A 20,924-nucleotide genomic window follows, 5' to 3' on the forward strand; every position below is an offset into this window, starting at 1 on the left:
ATCCGCGGCGAATGCCGCGCCGCACAATGCCCGGCCACTCGCGGCTGCGATGAAGTCGAATGCATTCATCGATCGGGGAAGCTATTGATGTGCAGTCCGCACCCGGCCACGACTGCCGCTGGCCGGATTCCCAATGCGCCGGTCGATGCGTTGGCAAACTCCCCAATTCCCAAAATGGAATCCGAATTCCGGTTGCCAATCAGATAAAGTCGGCGGGCCGGATCCGAAAGCCGGCACGGATTGGCGATCGGCCAACGGATGCTTTTTTTGTAGACCACCTGTCGGCAACCTGTCCTGATTTCGATCTTGCGACAATTGCTGACAACGAAAAATGCGTTCGCAGCCTAATCTCGCCTGCTCTCCTCTCTCTTCACTCCAATACAAAGCATCTCCATGGCCAAGACATTCCAACAGGTCCAGAAGCAAATCGAACAACTCCAGAAAGAAGCGGATCAGCTTCGCAAGAAGGAAGCGGACGGCGTTCTCGAACGCATCCGCGAAGCCATCGAGGTGTATGGCTTCACGGCCGCCGAACTGGGTTTCGGTCGCTCGCCGGGCCGTCCGGCCGCCGCGGCGAAGCCCGCCGCGCGTAAGGGCCGCAAGGGTCGCAAGGCAGCCACGGGCAATGCGCCCAAGTTCCGGGACGACCAGGGCAATGTGTGGAGTGGCCGTGGTCCGCGTCCCGGCTGGTTCAAGGCCGCGCTCGAAGCAGGCAAGTCGCCCGACGAACTGCTCGCGAAATAAAGCGACGGTCTTCGGGAAGCCCTGCTACCACCAGCGCGCCATCCCGAAGCCCGCTTCGGCGTTTTCGAATTGCACATGCGGCCCTTGCGGCCGCATGTCTTTTTTGGGAACCATCCGAATTGCGCCGCGACACGGGCGGGCCTCGATCGAGGGTCTGTCTTCATGTCGGCTCCGCGCCGGATACCAACCGGTGCTGGCATCAATTGACCATCGCCCGCCGAGTCCCCGTGTCATCGGGAATTGCGAGATCGCTATGCCCCGGCGCGCGGCGTCGCCGACGGCAACTCGCCGAACAGTGCCTTGTAGCGCTGCGAGAAATGGCTCAATTGATGAAAGCCCTGCGCCTCGGCCGCCTGCGACACGCTCAGTTGCGCGGTCGATGTGGCCAGCAGGCGATCGCGCACCGCATTGAGCCGCAGGCTGCGCAGGTAATGCACCGGCGTCGTGTCGGCCATCTGCCGGAAGCCGTTCTGCAGGCTGCGCCGGCTGGTGCGCAGGCGCCGGCACAGCGCATCGATGTCGGGCGGCGCGGCACCGCTGGCGGCCACGATGCGGTGGCACTCCGAGACGATGAAGCTCGCCGAACTGCCGGCCACGCCCGGTGGCGCGCCGGCCGCCCCCTCGAGCACGGCATGCAAGGCCTCGAAGGCGATGCGCGCGGCGGCCTCCTCGGCCGCGGCATCGCCGCCCTGCACCAGCCCCAGCAAGACGCGCCGCAATTGCGCCACGGCTTCGGCCGGCGCGCGCAGCACCGGTTGCGACAGCAGGCGCAGCGCCTGCGGCGGCAGCGGTCGCGCATCGAGCAGGCGGCGGAACTGCTCGGCCTCGAAGGTCACGGCCAGCAGCTCCATGCCGCGCGGGCGCTGCAAGGTGAAGTCGTCGCCCGCGCGCAGCAGGAACAGGCTGTGGTCCTCGAGCGCGCGGCCCTGCACGCGCGGAATGCCCGCGCCCTGGCCGTTGCCGACCGCGAAGCACAGCCGTCCCGCGGGCAGGCAGCCCTGCTGCACCACACGCTCGCTCATCCACTTGCGGAACACATGCACCCCGCCCGAGACCGCCTCGGCCAGCGTGCTGCGCATCACGCCCTGCGACAGCTGCAGGTAGCGCTGCTGCCATTCGGGCGCGGAGGCGCCATGCAGGTGGAAGTCGTCGAACAGGTCGAGGGTGAGGGCCATGCGTGGGCAAGGGGGCGGTGGGTTGCCAGCGTACGCCGGCCCGCGCATTTTGCCGATTTGGGTTAACGAGCGTTCGGCCTCCCGCCGCACACTGCCGGCCTCCCTGGAGTCCGACCATGGCTACAACGCTTGCATCGCATGGCCGCAAGGCCTTCACCACGGCGCTGGTCGCCTGCGCGGCGGCGCTTGCCGGCTGCGGCACGGCGCCGAACGCCCTTCCCTCTTTTCCCCCTTTTCCCTCTTCTTCCAACCAGAGCAGACCCATGACCGAGGAACAGACCCGACAAGCCGTGCAAGGCGACTGGATCAGCATCGCGCCCGAAGTCCGGCCCAGTGCCGCGAAGAATGCCGACGGCACGCTCAAGCCCTTCTACCTGAAGCGTGCCTTCAAGGCCCTGCCCGACGACCGCTTCGAGCTCGCCATCGTCAATTCGGCCGACCCGAACGGCGCCGTGCCGCTCGCACGCATCCTCATCAAGGGCCACATGCTGTGGCGCGGCGCGCACCCGATCGCGGCCGGCGCGCAGAAGGTGGACTTCGTGGCCGACGAGGCCTACGAGGTCACGCCGCTGATCCAGGGCTTCGCCGACCTGCTGAACCAGGTGGCGAGCCAGGGCTATGCGAAGTGGGAACTCAACGGCACGCAGAGCGTGTTCGGCAAGAGCTTCGCGCCCTTCGGCCTGGCCGCGGGCCGCCATTTCATGGAGTACGACCTCGTCTACCTGCGCGGCGACATGCTGTTCTGGGGCGCGCGCCACATCGACGGCCGCGGCTTCGACACCGAGCAGAACCGGCCGACCAACCTGCAGATCCCGCTGGTGCGCCCCTGATCAGCGCGCGAGCGTGGCCTCGATGAAGGCCACGGCGCGCGCCAGCCCCTGCTCGGCGCGCATGCGCTCGCCGAGTTCGCGCGCGCGCGAGCGCACCGCCGCGTCGTCGGTCCAGGCGATGCCGCGCGCCAGGTCCTGCGCCGTCAGCCGCGTGCCGGCCACCGCCGCGGGGGCCACGCCGGCGCGCGCGAGCTGGTGGGCCCAGAAGAACTGATCGCCCGCGAACGGCACCACCACCGAGGGCACGCCCGCGCGCGCCGCCGAATGCGTGGTGCCCGAGCCGCCGTGGTGCACCACCGCCGCCATGCGCGCGAACAGCCAGTCGTGCGGCACGTCGCCCACCGCGTGGAAGTTGGCCGGCAGCCCCTGCACCGCCATGCCGCTCCAGCCCGGGTTGAACACCGTGCGCCGGCCCGCCATCGCCTCGACCAGCATCACGCGCATGCGCACCGCATCGAAGCCCGTCATGCTGCCGAAGCCCAGGTAGACCGGCGCTTCGCCGGCGTCGAGAAAGGCCTGCAGCGCCGCGGGCACCTGCCACGCGCTGGCGGGCGGCATCCATTGCCCGAAGGCCACCGCGTTGCCGGGCCAGTCGGCCGGGCGCGGCAGCAGGCTCGGCGAGAAGCCGTAGAGCATCGGGTGCCCGTCCCACATCTTCCCGCGTGCCGGCAGGCCGCAGACCTCGGCGCGCGCCGCATTGATCGCCGGGCGGAAGGCGCGCCACAGCATCGCATTGACGAAGCGATGGCTGGTGCGGTGCAGCCAGCGCGGCACCTTCGCGGGCGGCACGAAGGGCGTCGCGAAATCGCGCGTGGGCGTGAGCGGGAACATCCCCGCGCCGATCACCGGCACGCGCAGCGCATCGCCGGCCGAGAGCCCGACGAAGGCCGCGAGCCCCGCCGACACGATGGCATCGCAACCCTGCGCCGCCTCGACGGTCTGGCGCAGCCAGGCCACGGCATTGGCGTTGGCGATGGCCGCGAGCGCCTTCGCGGCCGCGCCCGGGTTGTGGCTCTGCGCCACCACGTTGGCGATCGCGCCGCTCGCGCCCAGCGCGCCCTGGATGTCGCCGGCCAGCGCCTGCGAGCGCACGCCCAGGCGCTGCGCGGTGCCGAGCGTGGAGGCATCGGCCAGCAGCAAGGTCGAATGGCCGGCCGCGTCGAGCGCATGGCACAGCGCGGCGAGCGGACGCGCATCGCCCTCGGTGCCGTAGGTGACGACCGCGATCTTCATGCGCGCTTCCTCCTCGCGGGCCTGCCGGCGGCGCGCGTGCCGTCGACGAAGACCGCGACGATCGCCGCGAACTCCTCGTCCAGCACCAGGCCCGGCACGGTGAGCCAGCGCATCAGCGCGCCGAAGTACAGGTGGTGCAGCAGCTGCGCGAGATGCTCGGGCGCCAGGTCGGCGCGCAGGCTGCCTTCGTGCTGCGCCTCGCGGATCAGCAGCGCGAACAGCCCGATGAGGTCGCGCGGCCGGCCCTCGGGATCGCCGCCGCCGTCGATCTCGCTCTCGATGTTGAGGAAGCGGAAGCGGAAGTAGTCGAGCAGGTAGGCGCGATGGCGCTGCGACCACTCGGCCGAGGCCTCGAGCAGGCGCGCGAGCCGCGCCTCGAAGTCGCCGGGCGCGCCGACCAGTTCGGCCAGCCGCGCGGTATCGGCCGCGAGCTCAAGGTGGATCCAGTGCGCGAGCACCGCCTCCTTGGTCGCGAAGTGGTTGTAGAGCGTGCCCTTGGCCACGTCCGCCCGCAGCGCGATCTGCTCCATCGTGGTGGCGTCGTAGCCCTGGGTCTCGAACAGCCGCATGGCGGTGGTCGCCACGTGGTCGAGCGTCTGCGCGCGCCGCCGCTCGCGGCGGCCGGGAGGTTCGGGGAGTTTGGGCGATGGCAAGGTGGCTACCTTGATATTGAACGTCGTCCAAGTTTATACGACGTCTAAAAACTCTTCGGTGCCGAACGGTCCGCGGGCAGACCGGAGCGACCTGTCCTCCACGTACCGACCGAGGAGCACACGAACTTTTTTACTTGTTTTCGGGGATTGAGCGGCCATGGGCTTGCACGCAGAGTACGCACGCTGTTTCGCAACCGTCTTTTTTTCACGACTCGATTCTGGGAGTTCGCATGTCCGGCCGTCTCACTGCTGCTTCTTCTTTCTCCCGCCCGTCGCGGCGGCCGCGCTCGCACGGCATCGCGTTGTCGGCCCTGAGCGCGGCCCTGCTGCTGCTGGCGGCCGCGCCATCGGCCGTGCTCGCGCAAGGCGTGCAACTGGGCAGCGGCGGCAATGGCGGTGCCGGCCGCGACGGCGCGGGCGGTGCGGGCGGCGCGCCGGGCGCGGCCGGTGGCAACGGCTACCTGACCAACAACTTGGGCCAAGGCGGCGCGCCGGGCCAGGGCGCGGGCCCGGCCTGGTTGTCCGCGGGCGGCGGCGGCGGCAGCACCGCGGCGAACGGCGCCGTGGCCATCGGCATCGGCGCCAACGGCGCCGACGCGCCGAGCATCGACTCCGCCGGTGCCGGCGGCGGCGGCGCGCTCGCCAGCGTCGGCGGCGCCACGGCCATCGGCGGCGGCGGTGGCGGCGGCAGCGGCTTCTTCTCGGGCGGTGTCGGTGGCAACGGCGCCAGTGCCACGGCCAGCGGTGCCACGGCCATCGGCAGCGGCGGCAGCGGTGTCAGCGACGAGCTTCGCGGCGGCAACGGCGGCAATGGCGCCCAGGCCAGCGGCATCGCCAGCACGGCCATCGGCAGCGGCGCTTCGGGCACGGGACCCAGCCAGTCGGGTGCCAGCGGCGCCGTGGCCAGCGGCAACTACACGACGGCCATCGGCGGCTCGAACGCCGGCATGAACAGCGCACGCGCGACGGCCGACAACGCCACCGCGCTGGGCAACGGCGCACTGGCTTCGGGCAAGAACTCGGTGGCGCTGGGCCAGGGCTCGGTCGCGAGCGGCGACAACACGGTCTCGGTCGGCGGCAACGGCACCACGCGCGTGATCACCAACGTCGGCGCCGGCAACATCGCCGCCGGCAGCACGGACGCCGTGACCGGCGGCCAGGTCTACGGACTGAGCCAGAGCCTGAGCACGGCGGTGCTCGACACCTCGAGCCTGTCGACAGCCGTGGCGAACCTGTCGACCGGGGTCGGCACGCTGTCGACATCGACGTCCACCAGCATCGGCTCGCTGTCCACCGGCGTGGGCGCGCTGTCCACCAGCGTCGATGCGCTGTCGGCGTCGACGTCCACCGGCATCGGCTCGCTCTCCACGAGCGTCGGCGCACTGTCGACCTCGACCTCCACCAGCGTCGGCTCGCTCTCCACGAGCGTCGGCGCACTGTCGACCTCGACCGCCACCAGCATCGGCTCTCTTTCCACCAGCGTCGGCGCGCTGTCGGCATCGACCTCCACCAGCATCGGTTCGCTCTCCACCGGCGTCTCGACACTGAACACCGGTCTGAACAACCTCTCGACCGGCGTGGCCACGCTGTCGACGTCCACCGCCAACTCGGTCGCCAGCCTGTCGACCTCGACCGCGCAGGCGCAGAGCACGGCCAACGCGGCCGGTGTCGCCGCGGCCTCGGCCCAGGGCACGGCCAACACGGCGCTCGGCGCGGCCAATGCGGCGCAGGCCAGCGCGAACAAGGCGCAGGGCACCGCCGACAACGCGCTCGGCCTGGCGCAGAACTCGGTGCAGTACGACGCGGGCGGCGGCAGCGTCTCGCTCAATGCCAACGGCGGCGCCGGCACCCTCATCGGCAACGTGCGCGCGGGCCAGGCCGCCACCGACGCCGCCAACGTGGGCCAGGTGCAGCAGGCCCAGCAAGGCGCGATCAGCAGCGCGAACAACTTCACCAGCCAGCAGGTCATGGCACTGCAGACACTGATGAACCAGGCGTTTTCGAACGGGCTGTGCAGCTTCTCGGGCGGCAACGTCACTTGCGGCACGGGCGCGAGCGCCAGCGGCCAGGGCGCCACCGCTTTCGGCCCGAACGCGCAGGCCAACGGCAACGACACCGTGGCGGTCGGCAACGGCGCGCAGGCCAGCCATGCGGGCTCGGTCGCCATCGGCGCGGGCGCGCGCGCGCTGGCCGATCCGACCACCGCGGTCGGCAACAACGCCCAGGCCCTCGGCAACGATTCGGTCGCGCTCGGCGCCAACACGCTCGCCACCGGCCGCAATGCCGTGGCACTGGGCCAGGGGTCGGTCGCCACGCGCGACAACAGCGTGTCGGTGGGCAACCAGGCCACCGGGCTCGCGCGCACCATCACCAACGTCGCGCCGGGCGTGCTGCCCGGCGATGCCGTCAACCTCGGCCAGATGCAGCAGGCCGTCGCCACCGCGACCAACGAAGTCCGCAGCTTCGCCGCGCAGGGCATCGCATCGGCACTGGCCATGCCCGGCATCCCCATGCTCGCGCCCGGACAGCGCTGGGTGGGCGCCGCGGTCGGCAACTACGCGGGCGCCTCCGCGCTGGGCATGGCCTTCGGCTACCAGGTCAGCGAGCGCCTGAACCTGGGGCTGGGCGTGTCGACCGGAACCAGCGGCAGCGCCAACCACGTGGCCACGCGGGTGCAGGTCGGCTACGCCTGGTAGCGAGGCCGAGGCGCGTCCTAGAATGCGGACCGGCGTCTTCCACGCCTCCCGTCCGCGGAAAGGGCTGCGCCCAGGTTTCACCCCCCATCGCATGCCCATGCGACTCCCGGCCAGACAGCGGACACGGCCGACACTGGAGTTCGTATGTCCAACACCCCTCGCGACACCCATCGCGCCTCGGCCCGCAGCGGCCACATCAACCTCGAGCAGCAGCGCAAGCGCGCCAAGGAACTGCTTGCACGGCTCGCCGATGGCAGCGCCGCTGCGCCACCGTCCCTTCCTTCGCGTCGGAGCGCTTCGGTACCACGGCTGGCCGACGCCCAATGGCTGATCGCGCGCGAGCTCGGCTTCGCGAGCTGGCCCCGGCTCAAGGCCCATGTCGACGCGGTCGACTTCGCCGCGGCCCATCCGGGCTTCGTGGCCGACGACGAGGCCGGCACCCGGCACTGGCGCTGCGGCAACGACATCGCCCACACCCTGCAGCTCGCCGGTTTCCGCGGCGCCTTCCACATGTTCGCCGACCCGCTGTGCATGGGCCCGGTGCCCGAGCAGCCCGAAGCCGCCTTCATCGAGACGCGCAGCGCCTTCGTCGCCCGGACCTTCGGCCTGCCGCCCGACGATGCACGCGGCCGCATGCGCGGCGAATACGAAGCGCTCGCGCGCCTGCCCGATGCAAGCCGCGCCGTGCTCTGGTGCGAGGCCGATGCCTACGACCAGCTGTTCCTGATCGCCGTGCTCGCGCGGCTCGAGCGCCTGCCCGCGAAGCTCGAGCTGATCGAGATCGATCGCGTGCCCGGCGTCGACCGCTTCATCGGCATCGGCCAGCTCGCACCCGCCGTGCTGGCCTGGCTGTGGCCGCGCCGCAGGCCCATCGATGCACCTGCGCTCGAACTCGCGCGCAACGCATGGCGCGCCTACCGCGCGCCCTCGCCCGAAGCCTGGGCCGACATCGCGCACGGCGAGACGCCCGCCCTGCCCTTCCTCGCGCCCGCGTTGCGGCGGCAACTGCAGGAGCTGCCCTCGCTGCGCGACGGCCTCTCGCTGACCGAGCGCCTGGTGCTCCAGACCATCGACGAATACGGCCGGCTTGCGTTCGGCCAGGTCTACGCCGAACTCAACGAGCATCGCGAGCCGCTGCCCTTTCTCGGCGACCTGATGTTCCATGCGCTCGTGCGTCCCTTGATCGATGCGGCCGAGCCGCTGATCGTGGAATCCGATGCACAGCGCGACTGGCCCCGGCGCCCGCTCGAACTCACGACACTGGGCCGGCGCGTGCTCGCGGGCGAGAGGTACTGGATCGACCATGCGAGCCACGAACGCTGGATCGGCGGCGTGCGCATCGAGCCCCGCCAGGCGCACTGGGCGATCGACGATGCACTGCGCCCCGTGTGGCGCGGCGAGCCTCGCTGAGTCCGCAGCACGCGGGGCGCTTTGCTACCCTGCGCGCTTCATCTCATCCGACAGCCCCATGACCCCGATCTCCGTCCGCCAGGCCGTGATGGCCGACCTCGATGCACTGGCCGCGCTGTTCGACCAGTACCGCCAGTTCCAGGGCCAGCCCGGCGACCTGCCCGCCGCGCGCGCCTTCCTGCGCGAGCGCCTCGACCATGGCGAATCGGTGGTCTTCCTCTGCCACGACGGCACCGTGCCCGTGGGCTTCGCGCAGCTCTACCCGATCTTCTCGTCGGTCTCGCTCACGCGCGTGTTCATCCTCAACGACCTGTTCGTCGCCGCGGCCGGGCGCCGCAAGGGTGTCGGCTCGCGTCTTCTCTCGGCTCTTGAGTCGTATGCGTGGTCGCTGGGGGCCGCGCGCATCTCGCTGAACGTCGCACGCGAGAACGTGTCGGCGCAGCAGCTCTATGAACGGCAAGGCTGGGAACAGGACAGCAAGTACTTCATGTACCACCGCTTTCCTGCCGCGTCGTAGCGCCGTGCGAGTACAGCGATGGACAGGCCCGGTCCAATTGCGAGGCCCGGAGCCCTCACCCTAACCCTCTCCCAGAGGGAGAGGGAACAAGACGCCGAGCGAAGCGATGGCCCGAGCGGCATTGCAACGCCGAGCGAAGCAAAGGCCCGAGCCACCCCCTCTGGCTGCGCCGAGGAGCGCAGCGTTTCGCGGATAAGGGCTCGCAGCTGTTTGAGCGAAGCGAGTTCTGCGAGACCCCGCGAAACGCGAGCACCGCAGGTTGCCCGTAGCGAAGCGGAGGGTCGCAGACAGTGGGTCGCCTTTTCTTTGGTTACTTTCTTTTGGCGAAGCAAAAGAAAGTGACTCGCCCGCCGGGGCGAAATCCCGGCCTGCAATCTCACCCCACCCCCAACCCATCCACCATCAACGGCAACAAGACTTCCGAAGCCCCTCTCAACACAACACGCGCCCGATCATCCAGATGCCCAACAGGCTCGAGATTCAGCGTGATCAAAGCAGCCCCGTGCCCCATCGCCAACACAGGCAAATCCGCCGCCGGATAAACCACCGCCGTACTCCCGACCAGCACGAACAGATCGCAGTCCACCGAAGCCTCCTGCGCATCCATCAACACCCCCGGATTCAACATCTCCCCAAACATCACCACATCCGGCCGCGCATGCCCCCCACACCGCAGACAGCGATGAAAGGGCCAGGGCCCATGCCGATTCCCACACCGATCGCACCGCCACCGCCGCAAATTCCCATGCAGCTCCAGCACGTCCATGCATCCCGCCTGCGTCAGCAGCCCATCGACGTTCTGCGTGATCAGCCGCGTAGCCGGCCGCAACCGCTGCAGCGCAGCCAGCGCCCGATGCCCCGGATTCGGCGCCGCCTCCTCGATCACGGCCAGACGCTGCGCCCAGAACTTCGTGAAGCCCGCCGGATCGCGCGCCAGGTCCTCCGCATGCGAGAACTGGATCGCGTTCTGCTGCATCCACAGCCCATCGGCGTCCCGGTAGGTCGGGATGCCCGAGGCGCGGGACAGCCCCGCGCCGGAAAAAACGACGACGCGCCGGCTTGCGTTCAGCAGGCCGATCGCCGTCTCCAACTCTTCTTGCATGAATGAAAAAACGCTTCCTTCGGAAGCGTGGTGATCGTCAGCGGACCATTCTCGCCCAGCTCAACAGCAGCGCCCCTTGCCCGCGCCGTAGCGCGCCTCGAGCCGCTCGCGGAAGAAGGCCTCGTAGCTCATCGGCGGCCGGTCGGGATGCGTGGCCGCCATGTGGCTCAGGTAGACGTCGTAGTCGGGCAGCCCGACCATCAGCCGCAGCGACTGCCGGATCGAGCGCGCGATGTAGCGCCCGGTGTCCGCGAGGCCGCGGCCTTCCGTGGTGGCGAGCGCTTCATCGATGGGCATCGTGCGTTCCCTTGCGGTTCGCGCACTCAGTGCGCGCCGCGCGCCGCCACCGCGCCGCCCATCGGCTCGAACGGCGTCTCGTGCGCGGTCGGCCGGTTGGCCGCGCGCGCCGCGATGCAGGCCTTGATGCTGTAGACCAGCACGCTGAGCACCACGAACATGAAGAGAGCGCACAGCGCGGCATCGAGCCGGTCGTTGAAGACGATGCGCTCCATCGCCGCCGTGGTCTTGGCCGGGGCCACCAGCACGCCGTTGGCCAGGCCTTCGCTGTACTTGGCCGCATGCGAGAGGAAGCCGATCTTCGGATCGCTCGAGAAGATCTTCTGCCAGCCCGCGGTCAGCGTGCAGGCCAAAAGCCACACGGCCGGCGCCGCCGCCACCCAGGCATAGCGCTCGCGCTTCATGCGGAACAGCACCACCACGCCGAGCAGCAGCGCCACCGCGGCCAGCATCTGGTTCGAGATGCCGAACAGCGGCCACAGCGTGTTGATGCCGCCCAGCGGATCGACCACGCCCTGGTAGAGGAAGTAGCCCCAGGCCGCCACGCACAGCGCGGTCGCGACCAGGTTGGCCGGCAGCGAGTCGGTGCGCTTGAGCGCGGGTACGAAGCTGCCCAGCAGGTCCTGCAGCATGAAGCGGCCCGCGCGCGTGCCGGCATCGACCGCCGTGAGGATGAAGAGCGCCTCGAACAGGATCGCGAAGTGGTACCAGAAGGCCATCATGGCCTGGCCGCCGATCACCTGGTGCAGGATGTGCGCCATGCCGACCGCGAGCGTGGGCGCGCCGCCGGCGCGGCCCAGGATGGTGGTCTCGCCCACGTCCTTGGCGGTCTGCAGCAGCATCTCGGGCGTGACCACGAAGCCCCAGCCCGAAATGGTCTGCGCCGCCTGCTGCACCGTGGTGCCGATCAGGGCACCGGGGCTGTTCATCGCGAAGTAGATGCCGGGCTCGATGCACGAGGCCGCCACCAGCGCCATCACGGCGACGAAGGACTCGGCCAGCATGCCGCCGTAGCCGATGAAGCGCGCATGGCGCTCGTTGTCGAGCATCTTGGGCGTGGTGCCCGAGGAGATCAGCGCATGGAAGCCCGACACCGCGCCGCAGGCGATGGTGATGAACAGGAACGGGAACAGGTTGCCCGACCACACCGGGCCGTTGCCCTGCGCGAACTGCGTCACGGCAGGCATCTGCAGCGTGGGCGCCACGACCACGATGCCGATCGCCAGCGCGATGATGGTGCCGATCTTCAGGAAGGTCGACAGGTAGTCGCGCGGCGCGAGCAGCAGCCACACCGGCAGGCTCGCGGCGACGAAGCCGTAGCCCACGAGCATCCAGGTCAGCGCCTTGCCGTCGAAGGTGAAGGCCGGGCCCCAGACCGGGTCCTGGCTCACCCACTGGCCGCCGAAGATCGCGAGCATCAGCAGCACGAAGCCGATGATCGACACCTCGCCGATGCGGCCCGGGCGGATGTAGCGCAGGTAGAGGCCCATGAAGATCGCCACGGGAATCGTCGCGGCCACCGTGAAGGTGCCCCACGGCGATTCGGCCAGCGCCTTCACCACGATCAGCGCCAGCACCGCGAGGATGATGATCATGATCATGAAGGTGCCGAACAGCGCGATCATGCCGGGCACCACGCCCATCTCCTGCTTGACCAGGTCGCCGAGCGAACGGCCGTCGCGGCGCGTGGAGATGAACAGCACGATGAAGTCCTGCACCGCGCCCGCGAACACCACGCCCGCGAGCACCCACAGCAATCCGGGCAGGTAGCCCATCTGCGCCGCCAGCACCGGCCCCACCAGCGGGCCCGCGCCCGCGATGGCCGCGAAGTGGTGGCCGAACAGCACGTTCTTGTCGGTCGGCACGTAGTCCAGGCCGTCGTTGTGGCGGTGGGCCGGCGTCTTGCGGTTGCCGTCCAGGCCCAGCACCTTGTCGGCGATGAACAGGCTGTAGTAGCGGTAGGCGATCAGGTAGGTGCAGATCGCGGCGGCGACCACCCAGATCGCGTTGATCGTTTCCCCACGACTGAGGGCCACGGTGCCCAGCGCGAAGGCGCCGAACACCGCGATGACGAGCCACACCAGGTGGCGGCGGATGCTCTGCATGCTTTGTCTCCTCGGATTTGTCGAACCCCGGGAGTCTTGCCGGATGCGCGCGCGCTGCCATCCGTCGCACCGCGCGGGCGGAGCGCGTGGCTTTGCGTAATGGAAAACCCGGGGGCCGCGCGATCGGCGGCGTTTACGGCTTCTTGATGCACCCCGCCGCGCATTCGACGCCGTTTTTATGCCCGGCTTTCCATACTCGATGCATTTCCGATGCCAGCACTGCGAGCACGCGCATGAACACGAACAACGCCCTGTGGCGCCGCGCCGCGGCCTGGGCCGGCCAGGTGCGGGCCCGGCCCGACATGACGCTGCTGTGGACCTGCTGCGGCACGCCCGCGCTGGGCACGCAGGCGCTGCTCGGGCACGCCGGCAGGCACGAACTGCGGCTCGCGTCGTGCAGCCATTGCGGCGCGCAGTGGCTCTACCTCATGCAGGCGAACGACTGGCTGCCCCTGACCCGCGACGATGCCGCGGCCCTGCGCGCGACCCACGGCACGGCCCGTGCCGCACTGCTCGCGCGCTGGGCCGAGGACGACGAACAGGCCGACTGGCGCCGGCGCAAGCAGCGCGCAAGACGCGAGGCCGAGGAGTGAGCGCGCGGCTCAGCCGGGCCGCCGCACCTGTACCGGCTGGCGCGACCAGTAGATGCCGTCGAGCCGGTCGAGCCTGACCTCGCCGCCGGTCGAGGGCGCATGCACGAAGCGGTTCGCACCCACGTAGATGCCCGCGTGCGTCGGCGTGCCCGCGCCGAAGATCACGAGGTCGCCGGTGCGCATCTCGGAGGCCGGCACGCCCTGCCCGAACGAGGCCATGCGCGCCACCGTGCGCGGCGTCGACTGCCCCACGCTCTCGCGGTAGACGTAGCCGATCAGGCCGCTGCAATCGAAGCCGCCATCGGGCGTGTTGCCGCCGTAGCGGTACGGCGTGCCGACCAGCCCCAATGCATGGATCGCGATGCTGTTCGACTGCTCGTCGCTCAGCGGCGAGCTGCGCACCGTGGGCGTCGACGGCGAGGGCGGCGGCGTGGGCCGGCTGGCGCAGCCCGCGGCCAGGATTGCCACCGCGCAGGCCCCGGCGGCAAGGAACCGATGCAGTTGCGTCGGGATGCGGTGGCCGGGGTCGTGCGCGCGTGCGTCGTGCATGTCGATGGACGGGTCTTGTGAACGTGCGCGCACTCTAGCGCGAATGCCCGCGCGCCAAAAGCAAACCCTCCGCGTTCCACGCGCATCGGATGCGCGGGCCCGCGGAGGGCTGGGTGCAGCGCGCGTGAACCGCGCGCCGCGAAGCACGGGATCAGGCCTGCTGCGCCACGCCGTTCACCACGTCCTTCAGCGCCTTGCCGGCGGTGAACTTGGGGGCCTTGCTGGCCTTGATCGTCAGGGGCTGGCCGGTCGACGGGTTGCGGCCCGTGCGCTCGGGACGGCTGGTCACCGCGAAGGTGCCGAAGCCGATCAGTTGCACCGTGTCGCCGCCGGCGAGCGCGCGCGAGAGGTTGTCGAGCGCCGCGTCGAGGGCGCGGGCGGCGTCGGCCTTGCTCAGGCTGGTGTCGTTGGCAATGGCGGCAATGAGGTCGGTCTTGTTCAAAACGAGTGATTCCTTGTGGATGGATGACAGTTCGGTGACGCCCCCGCGCAGCGAAGCGGCGGGAACGCACCGGCTCGAATTTAACGGGCGCTACGCCGGCCTCCGGCCGGCACGCACGCGAAAGCGAGGCAGCGTGAACGATGCACGGGTTCGGAGCGATCCGTCGCCGCGCGGCGAGGCTGCGGTTCTACCTCATGCGGAGGCAGGTTGTGCGCTCGGCGCGAGGCCCGCGCTCATTCGTTTACGTCCGTTTCGTTCGGAAACTCCGAAGTTCGCGCCAACTGCGTGCAGACGGGAACTTTTGCGGCGCATTCAGCGCCGCTCGAACTCCCGCGCATGCTCCACCGCATACTTGATCAGCTCGGCCTGCCCCTCGATCCCGAGTCGCCGCTTGATGCTCTGGCGGTGCGCCTCGACCGTGCGCACGCTCAGGCCGAGGTCGCGCGCGATCTGCTTGCTCGATTCGCCGCGGCCCAGCGCGGCAAGGATCTCGCTCTCGCGCGGCGTGAGCAGCGGGCGCGGCGTCTGGTTGCGGAACAGCTTCTTCGACACGGCCGGGCTCAGGAAGGTACCGCCCGCGGACACGGCCTCGATGGCCGCGACGATCTCCGACGCCGGCGCGTCCTTCAGCACGTAGCCGTGCGCGCCGGCCTGCAGCGCGCGCTGCACGTACTCGGGGTTGTCGTACATGCTGAGCATCACGACGTGCGGCGCGGGTTCTCGCTCGAGCAGCAGCGCGGCGAGCTCGATGCCGTTCATGTCCTTCATGCCGATGTCGACCAGCAGCAGGTCGGGCCGCACGCTGTCCATCTGCGCGAGCGCCTCGGCCGCGCTGCCGGCCTCGCCCGCGATCTCCAGCCCGGGCAGCGCGCCGAGCCGCGCGCGCAGGCCGTCGCGCACCAGCGGATGGTCGTCCACCAGGAAGATGCGGATCGGAGCCGGGGTGCGGGCCTTGGCGGTCGTCATCGTCGGGGCATTCGTTGGGGTGGATGAAGGAAGGGGTTGCGCGGTGCGGTCAGCCCGAGGCGCCGCCCACGGCCCGCGCGGCCGCCGCGGGCACGATCGCGACGATGCGCGTGCGCCCGCTGCCCGAGCGCACCACGAGCTGCCCGTCGATCGAGGCCACGCGCTCGCGCATGTTGCGCAGGCCGATGCCGCGCCGCGGATCGAGCTGAACGGCATCGACGTCGAAGCCGATGCCGTCGTCGCCGACCTCGAGCCGCACCTCGCGTTCGCCGAAGGCCAGCGCGATGTGCACCTCGTGCGCGAGCGCATGCTTGCGCACGTTGGTCAGCGCCTCCTGCGTGGTGCGGAACAGCGCGGTCTTCACTTCCTGCGAGAGTTCGAAGGGCTCGCCCTCGACCATCAGCGAGGCGGCGGTCGAGCCCTGGCCCTCCTCGCCGAATTCGTCGACCAGCCGCTCGAGCGCGGCCGGCAGGCCCAGCGTGTCGAGCAGCGCGGGGCGCAGCCGGTGCGAGATGCGGCGCACCTCGGTCAGCGAATCGTTGAGCCGCTGCAGCGCCTTGCCCAGCGCGGGCGGCGCGGGATGCTGCGCGCGGTCGAGCGCATCGACGGCCGACTCGATCAGCAGCTTGGCCGACACCAGGGTCTGGCTGGTGCCGTCGTGCAGCTCGCGCGCGAGATGGCCGCGCTCCTCCTCCTGCGACTGCACCACGCGGCGTGCGAGCAGGCGCAGCTTGGCCTCGGCCACGCGGTGCTCGCTGAGGTTGAGCAGCAGGCCGCCGGCGCTGACCACGCCCAGGCACAGCGCGGCGATGCCGGCGATCCACAGCAGGGTGGTCGTGACGTTGGCGCTGATCTGGCGGTCGAGCGACTGCACGGTGGCTTCCATGTCGTCGAGGTACAGGCCGGTGCCGACCATCCAGTTCCAGCGCGGCAGCGCGACCACGTAGCCGAGCTTGGGCGCGCGCTGCGTGCTCGAGGGCTTGCGCCACTCGTACTCGACGTAGCCGCCGCCCTCCTTCGCGCGCGCGATCAGGTCCTGGATCGTGAAGCGGCCGCTCGAATCCTTGAGCCCCCAGAGGTCCTGGCCCACGAGGTCGGGCTGGCGCGAGTGCATCAGCGAGCGGCCCTGCAGGTCGTAGACGAAGAAGTAGCCATCGTCGCCGTAGTCGAGCGCGGCCAGCCGGCGCAGCGCCTCGGCGCGCGTGGCCTCGTCGTCCTGGCCGGCGTCGTACAGCGGTTTGACGATGCTGATCGCGAGATCGACGTAGCTGCGCAGTTCGTTGCGCCGCTGGGTCATGTAGCTCTGCTCGATCAGCGCGCGCTCGCGCTGCGCGAGGTCGTGTTCCTGGTGCCGCACGGCGAGCGCGACCAGCACCAGCGCCACCAGCAGCGGTGCGACGGCCAGGGCCACGATCTTGGTGCGCAGGTTCATCTCGGGCGCGAAGACTACCACCGCCCCCGCCGGCGGCCCCGGCTCAGGCCTGGCCGGCGATCCGGGCGTTGCGCTCGAGCGCCCACAGCAGGTCCTCGGCCTCGCCGGCCAGCGCGCAGTCGTGGATCTGCCGCAGGCCGATGTGGAGCTGGTAGCAGCGCAGCCGCTCGGCCGTGCCGGGGTCGGCCGGCAGGCTCTGCTCGAAGTGGCGCGCCTGCTGCTCCATGCAGGCGAGCCAGGGGCGCCAGAAGAAGATGTTGGCCACGTCGTAGAGCGGATCGCCGAACAGCGCCTCCGACCAGTCGATGACGCCGGTGATCTCGCGGCCGTCGGTCAACACGTTGTTCGAGCCGAAGTCGCCGTGCACCAGCCGGCGGACCTCGGGGCAGGACGGCGCGAGGCCGCGCACGATCGCCAGTTGCCGCTCGACGCGCCACAGGGCCTGCGCATCGAGCCGCGCCGCGCTCCAGTCGCGTTCGGCGACCGCATCGAGGAAAGCGCGCCAGCTCGCATGCTCGCCGGTGCCGTTGGCGTCGAAGCGGCCGAAGCCGGTGGTGCCCGCGAGGTCGCTGGCGGCCAGGTGCTCGAGCGTGCGCGCGAGCGGCTCGGCCAGCAGCGACAGCATGTCGATCGGCAGGTCCTGCAGCGTGCTGCCCGGCAGGCGCCGCGACACGCAATAGAAGGGCTTGCCGAAGAACGGGCCCTCGAAGCTCTGGTCGAACGACAGGTCCTCGATGCGCCCGATGGCCGTGACCGCGGGCACCGGCAGCCCCGGCCGCGCGAAGCGGCGCGCCGCGAAGTCGTCCTTGTCGAAGCCCTCGCGCGAACGGTGGATGCGCACCACGTGCTCGGCCTGGGCCGCGCTGCCCATGCCCTCGGCGCGGAAGGCGAAGGCCTGCGATTCCTGGCCCTCGGCCAGCGGCACGAAGCCATGGACCGGGCCCAGCGCGTGCTCGAGCGCGGCGACGATGGAAGGCGCGGGCACGCGGGTCCTGGTCATGGCACGCGCCGCACCGCGCAGGCGGTCAATGCGGCGAGGTCGGCCGGCCCGAGGCCACCCAGGCATCGAGCCCGCCGGTCAGCGGCAGCGCGCGCCGCGCACCGCGCGCCAGCAGCACGCGCGCGGCCTGCGCGGCCGACACCTCGTTGGGGCAGTTGCAGTACAGCACCACGTCGCGCCCGGCCGCGGCCGACAGGTCGAGGCCGCGCTGCTGCAGCGCCTTGAGCGTGTACGACAGCGCGCCCGGGATGCGGCGCGGGTCGACCTGCTGGCCAGCCGCGCCGCGCACGTCGATCACCAGCGGCGGCTCGTCGCCCGCGAGCATCTCGTGCAGCTCGTCGACCGAGATGCGCGGCATGCCGGTCAGCCGCATGAAGGCGCGGCGGCGCCACCAGCGCACCACCAGGAACACGACCAGCAGCGCGCCCAGCGCCATGGTGGCGATGCCGCCGGCCTGCGCCATCACCGCGAGCACGTCCTGGATCTGGTTGCGGAAGCCCCAGCCCAGGCCGAGGAACAGGCCGGTCCAGATCAGCGCGGCGCCGATGTCGAAACCGATGAAGCGCGGCACCGACATGCCGAGCGCGCCCGCCATCGGGGGCGCCACCACCGACACGCCCGGCACGAACTTGGCGGCCACCAGCGACAGGCCGCCCCAGTCGCCGATCAGCGATTCGCCGCGGCGCACGCAGGAGTCGGGCGCCAGCGAGATCCGGCACAGCAGGCGCATGAAGCGGTAGCCGAAGCGCCGGCCGGCATAGAACCAGGCGCCGTCGCCCAGCAGGTTGGCCGCCACCGCCGCGAGCACCACGCCGGCCAGCGAGATGTCGCCGGCCGCGAGCAGCGCGCCGGTGACCACCAGCACCGCGGCCGCCGGCACCGGCAGGCCCAGGCGGGCGGCGAAGCTGGCGGCGAACACCACCAGGATCGCGTTCTGCACCAGCAGCGACATCAGCTGTGCCATGGCAACGGCTCCGTGATGGCGAAAGAGGGTGCGAACGTGGTCATGGGCGGCATGGATTCTGCGGCATGGCGCAAGGGCCTGTCGCCGGGAGGCCATTGGCCATGCGGGTTGCGGCGCGTTCCGGGGGTCATGGCCGGCCCCCGCGCGACGGGTTCAGGCCGCCGGCCGGGCGACGCTGAATTCGAAGGTATTCACGCCGTCCGCGCTGGCCGCGGCGACCTGCCCGCCGTGCATGCTGGCCACGGCCCGCACGATCGCCAGCCCGAGCCCGTGGCCATGGTGCTCGCCGCCGTCGTTGCGCGCGGCATCGACGCGGTAGAAGCGGTCGAACAGGTGCTGCAGGTGCGCCTCGGCGATCGGCGCGCCGGGGTTCGAGACGCCGATCCAGGTCGCCGCTGGCGTCTCGCGCAGCCGCACGGCGATGCGCGCGCCCGGCGGCGAATGTTCGATCGCGTTCTGCAGCAGGTTCGACATGGCGCGGCGGAACAGCGCGGTCTCGAGCTGCGCCTCGGCCAGCACGTCGCCCTCGATCTCGACCTGCACGCCGCTCTCCTCGAGCACGAATTCGAAGAACTCGATGGTCTTGCGCACCTCCTGCGCCACCGGCGTCAGCACCAGCCCGGTGGCGACCTCGCCGCGGTCGGCGCGCGCGAGGAACAGCATGTCGTTGACGATCGAGCGCAGCCGCTCCAGGTCCTCGAGGTTGGCCTGCAGCACCTCCTCGAACTGCGGCGCGCTGCGCTGACGCGAGAGCGCGACCTGGGTGCTGCCGATCAGGTTGGCCAGCGGCGTGCGCAGCTCGTGCGCCACGTCGGCATTGAAGGCCTCGAGCTGGCCATAGGCCTCCTCGAGCCGCGCCAGCGCGCCGTTGAAGGCCTCGGCCAGCCCCGATAGCTCGACCGGCAGCGCGCCCGAGCGCAGCCGCTGCGAGCGCATCTTGGGCCGCAGCGCCTGCGCCTCGCGCGAGAGCTGGTCGAGCGGGCGCAGGCCGACGCGCGCGATCCAGTAGCCGGCGGCCGCCACCACCAGCACCGCGCCCAGGCCCAGCGACACCAGCGCCGTGAGGAAGGTGCGGCGCGTGCGCGCATAGGGCTCGGTGTTCTTGCCCACGATCAGCCGCACGGCCGGGCGCTGCTCGAACGGCGGGATGTGGGCCGACAGCGTGCGGTAGGGCTTCTCCTCGCCGGGCAGCAGCAGGCTGCGGCCGGTCTCGCGCGTGAGCGCATCGATCTCGGCCATGCCCTTGCCGTACTGGAAGCGCGGATCGTCGCTGAGCACCCAGAAGCGGGTGCTGCCGTCCTCGGGCGTCAGCGCGTCCATGCGCGCCTGCACGCGCGACCAGCGCTCGGGCGTGCCGATGGCCTGGATCCAGAACTGCAGGCTCTTGACCGTGGTGTCGAGCTCCTCGTACTGGTGGCGCTCGAGCTCGCGCAGCAGCACGCCCTGCAGCGCCGCGCCGATCAGCGCGAAGGTGGCGAGCGCCGCCGCCGCGAACATCAGCACCAGCCGCGCGGCGATCGAGCGCTTCATGGCGTGGCGCCGTCCTCGCGCAGCTCCATCACGTAGCCCATGCCGCGGATGGTGTGCAGCAGCTTGGGCGAGAAAGGCACGTCGATCTTGTCGCGCAGCCGCTTGATCGCGACCTCGACCACGTTGGTGTTGCTGTCGAAGTTCATGTCCCACACCAGCTCGGCGATGGCGGTCTTCGAGAGGATCTCGCCCTGGCGCCGCGCCAGCACCGCGAGCAGCGCGAACTCCTTGGCCGTGAGGTCGATGCGGGTGGCGCCGCGGAAGGCCTTGCGCGCGAGCAGGTCGATCTGCAGGTCGGCGATGCGCAGCTGCATCGGCTCCTGCTTGCGGCCGCGCCGGTTCAGCGCCTGCAGCCGCGCGAGCAGCTCGAGGAACGAGAAGGGCTTGACCAGGTAGTCGTCGGCGCCCTCGTGCAGCCCCTTGACGCGGTCCTCCACGCGGTCGCGCGCGGTCAGCATGATCACCGGCGTCTGCTTCACGGCGCGCAGCCCGCGCAGCACCGAGAAGCCGTCCTGGCCCGGCAGCATCACGTCGAGCACGATCACGTCGTAGTCGTGCGTGAGCGCCAGGTGCTGGCCGTCGATGCCGTTGTGCGCCATGTCGACCGCGCAGCCCTGCTCCGTCAGCCCCTTCGAGAGGTAGTCGGCGGTTCTCAACTCGTCTTCGACGATCAGGATCTTCATGGC

At 70.6% G+C, this 20,924-nt stretch carries 20 protein-coding genes; 6 read left to right on the top strand and 14 right to left on the bottom strand.

The features are described 5' to 3' along the window. Window positions 1-393 precede the first annotated feature (393 nt). On the top strand, window positions 394-744 hold the full coding sequence (locus BM109_RS03755; protein WP_093340656.1) for an H-NS histone family protein: 351 nt from the start codon (window positions 394-396) through the stop codon (window positions 742-744). Between the two features lie 251 nt (window positions 745-995). Here the strand turns inward: BM109_RS03755 and BM109_RS03760 are convergent, their stop codons facing one another. Beyond that, window positions 996-1,919 carry a helix-turn-helix domain-containing protein gene (locus tag BM109_RS03760; protein WP_177239236.1) on the bottom strand — a complete coding sequence of 308 codons (924 nt, stop codon included), beginning with the start codon at window positions 1,917-1,919 and terminating at the stop codon, window positions 996-998. Between the two features lie 116 nt (window positions 1,920-2,035). On the opposite strand from BM109_RS03760, the gene BM109_RS03765 reads away from it, so the two are divergent. Next, window positions 2,036-2,749 (top strand): hypothetical protein, encoded by a 714-nt coding sequence (locus BM109_RS03765; RefSeq protein WP_256222327.1) that lies wholly within the window; start codon window positions 2,036-2,038, stop codon window positions 2,747-2,749. Here BM109_RS03765 and BM109_RS03770 read toward each other — a convergent pair whose 3' ends face one another. Both BM109_RS03770 and BM109_RS03775 read right to left on the bottom strand, forming a co-directional pair. Next, window positions 2,750-3,982, bottom strand: a complete 1,233-nt coding sequence (locus tag BM109_RS03770) for a glycosyltransferase (protein WP_093340662.1) — start codon at window positions 3,980-3,982, stop codon at window positions 2,750-2,752. Beyond that, entirely contained in the window at window positions 3,979-4,635 is a 657-nt protein-coding gene (locus BM109_RS03775; RefSeq protein ID WP_256222328.1) for a TetR/AcrR family transcriptional regulator, read from the bottom strand. Before BM109_RS03775 ends, BM109_RS03770 begins: the two co-directional genes overlap by 4 nt. 230 nt (window positions 4,636-4,865) lie before the next feature. Here BM109_RS03775 and BM109_RS03780 point away from each other — a divergent pair, with 230 nt between their 5' ends. From BM109_RS03780 to BM109_RS03790, 3 genes are all read left to right on the top strand, one after another. Continuing rightward, entirely contained in the window at window positions 4,866-7,331 is a 2,466-nt protein-coding gene (locus tag BM109_RS03780) for a YadA family autotransporter adhesin (protein WP_093340664.1), read from the top strand. A 144-nt stretch (window positions 7,332-7,475) separates the two neighbouring features. Then, window positions 7,476-8,741, top strand: a complete 1,266-nt coding sequence (locus BM109_RS03785; protein ID WP_093340666.1) for a DUF1835 domain-containing protein — start codon at window positions 7,476-7,478, stop codon at window positions 8,739-8,741. 58 nt (window positions 8,742-8,799) lie between these two features. Then, window positions 8,800-9,258, top strand: coding sequence for a GNAT family N-acetyltransferase (locus tag BM109_RS03790; protein ID WP_093340668.1), 459 nt, complete (start codon window positions 8,800-8,802; stop codon window positions 9,256-9,258). Between the two features lie 376 nt (window positions 9,259-9,634). On the opposite strand, the gene BM109_RS03800 is transcribed toward BM109_RS03790, so the two are convergent. From BM109_RS03800 to BM109_RS03810, 3 genes are read right to left on the bottom strand one after another with little or no spacing between them, the layout of a single operon-like run. Further along, window positions 9,635-10,360 (bottom strand): SIR2 family NAD-dependent protein deacylase, encoded by a 726-nt coding sequence (locus BM109_RS03800; RefSeq protein WP_093340670.1) that lies wholly within the window; start codon window positions 10,358-10,360, stop codon window positions 9,635-9,637. Between the two features lie 60 nt (window positions 10,361-10,420). Continuing rightward, on the bottom strand, window positions 10,421-10,657 hold the full coding sequence (locus tag BM109_RS03805) for a YbdD/YjiX family protein (protein ID WP_093340672.1): 237 nt from the start codon (window positions 10,655-10,657) through the stop codon (window positions 10,421-10,423). A 26-nt stretch (window positions 10,658-10,683) separates the two neighbouring features. Continuing rightward, window positions 10,684-12,762 (bottom strand): carbon starvation CstA family protein, encoded by a 2,079-nt coding sequence (locus BM109_RS03810; protein WP_093340674.1) that lies wholly within the window; start codon window positions 12,760-12,762, stop codon window positions 10,684-10,686. Window positions 12,763-12,995: 233 nt separating this feature from the next. Here BM109_RS03810 and BM109_RS03815 point away from each other — a divergent pair, with 233 nt between their 5' ends. Further along, on the top strand, window positions 12,996-13,355 hold the full coding sequence (locus tag BM109_RS03815) for a hypothetical protein (protein ID WP_093340676.1): 360 nt from the start codon (window positions 12,996-12,998) through the stop codon (window positions 13,353-13,355). A gap of 9 nt (window positions 13,356-13,364) precedes the next feature. On the opposite strand, the gene BM109_RS03820 is transcribed toward BM109_RS03815, so the two are convergent. From BM109_RS03820 to BM109_RS03855, 8 genes are all read right to left on the bottom strand, one after another. Next, window positions 13,365-13,904, bottom strand: a complete 540-nt coding sequence (locus tag BM109_RS03820) for a C40 family peptidase (RefSeq protein WP_093340678.1) — start codon at window positions 13,902-13,904, stop codon at window positions 13,365-13,367. A gap of 151 nt (window positions 13,905-14,055) precedes the next feature. Then, window positions 14,056-14,346, bottom strand: coding sequence for an HU family DNA-binding protein (locus BM109_RS03825; protein ID WP_093340680.1), 291 nt, complete (start codon window positions 14,344-14,346; stop codon window positions 14,056-14,058). A gap of 312 nt (window positions 14,347-14,658) precedes the next feature. Then, entirely contained in the window at window positions 14,659-15,312 is a 654-nt protein-coding gene (locus BM109_RS03830; RefSeq protein WP_093340682.1) for a response regulator, read from the bottom strand. Between the two features lie 49 nt (window positions 15,313-15,361). After that, window positions 15,362-16,744 carry a cache domain-containing protein gene (locus BM109_RS03835; protein WP_177239237.1) on the bottom strand — a complete coding sequence of 461 codons (1,383 nt, stop codon included), beginning with the start codon at window positions 16,742-16,744 and terminating at the stop codon, window positions 15,362-15,364. 43 nt (window positions 16,745-16,787) lie between these two features. Continuing rightward, window positions 16,788-17,744 carry a phosphotransferase family protein gene (locus BM109_RS03840; protein ID WP_093340686.1) on the bottom strand — a complete coding sequence of 319 codons (957 nt, stop codon included), beginning with the start codon at window positions 17,742-17,744 and terminating at the stop codon, window positions 16,788-16,790. A gap of 25 nt (window positions 17,745-17,769) precedes the next feature. Then, the gene (locus tag BM109_RS03845) at window positions 17,770-18,708 is read right to left on the bottom strand and encodes a DedA family protein/thiosulfate sulfurtransferase GlpE (protein ID WP_093340688.1); all 939 of its coding nucleotides are present in this window, start codon (window positions 18,706-18,708) and stop codon (window positions 17,770-17,772) included. 153 nt (window positions 18,709-18,861) lie between these two features. After that, complete coding sequence (locus BM109_RS03850; protein WP_093340690.1) at window positions 18,862-20,238, bottom strand: heavy metal sensor histidine kinase; 1,377 nt, start codon at window positions 20,236-20,238, stop codon at window positions 18,862-18,864. Continuing rightward, window positions 20,235-20,921 carry a heavy metal response regulator transcription factor gene (locus BM109_RS03855; RefSeq protein ID WP_057597212.1) on the bottom strand — a complete coding sequence of 229 codons (687 nt, stop codon included), beginning with the start codon at window positions 20,919-20,921 and terminating at the stop codon, window positions 20,235-20,237. The genes BM109_RS03850 and BM109_RS03855 overlap by 4 nt, the downstream gene beginning before the upstream one ends. Window positions 20,922-20,924 lie beyond the last annotated feature (3 nt).

This window comes from Variovorax sp. PDC80, from assembly GCF_900115375.1.
Classification (GTDB): domain Bacteria; phylum Pseudomonadota; class Gammaproteobacteria; order Burkholderiales; family Burkholderiaceae_C; genus Variovorax.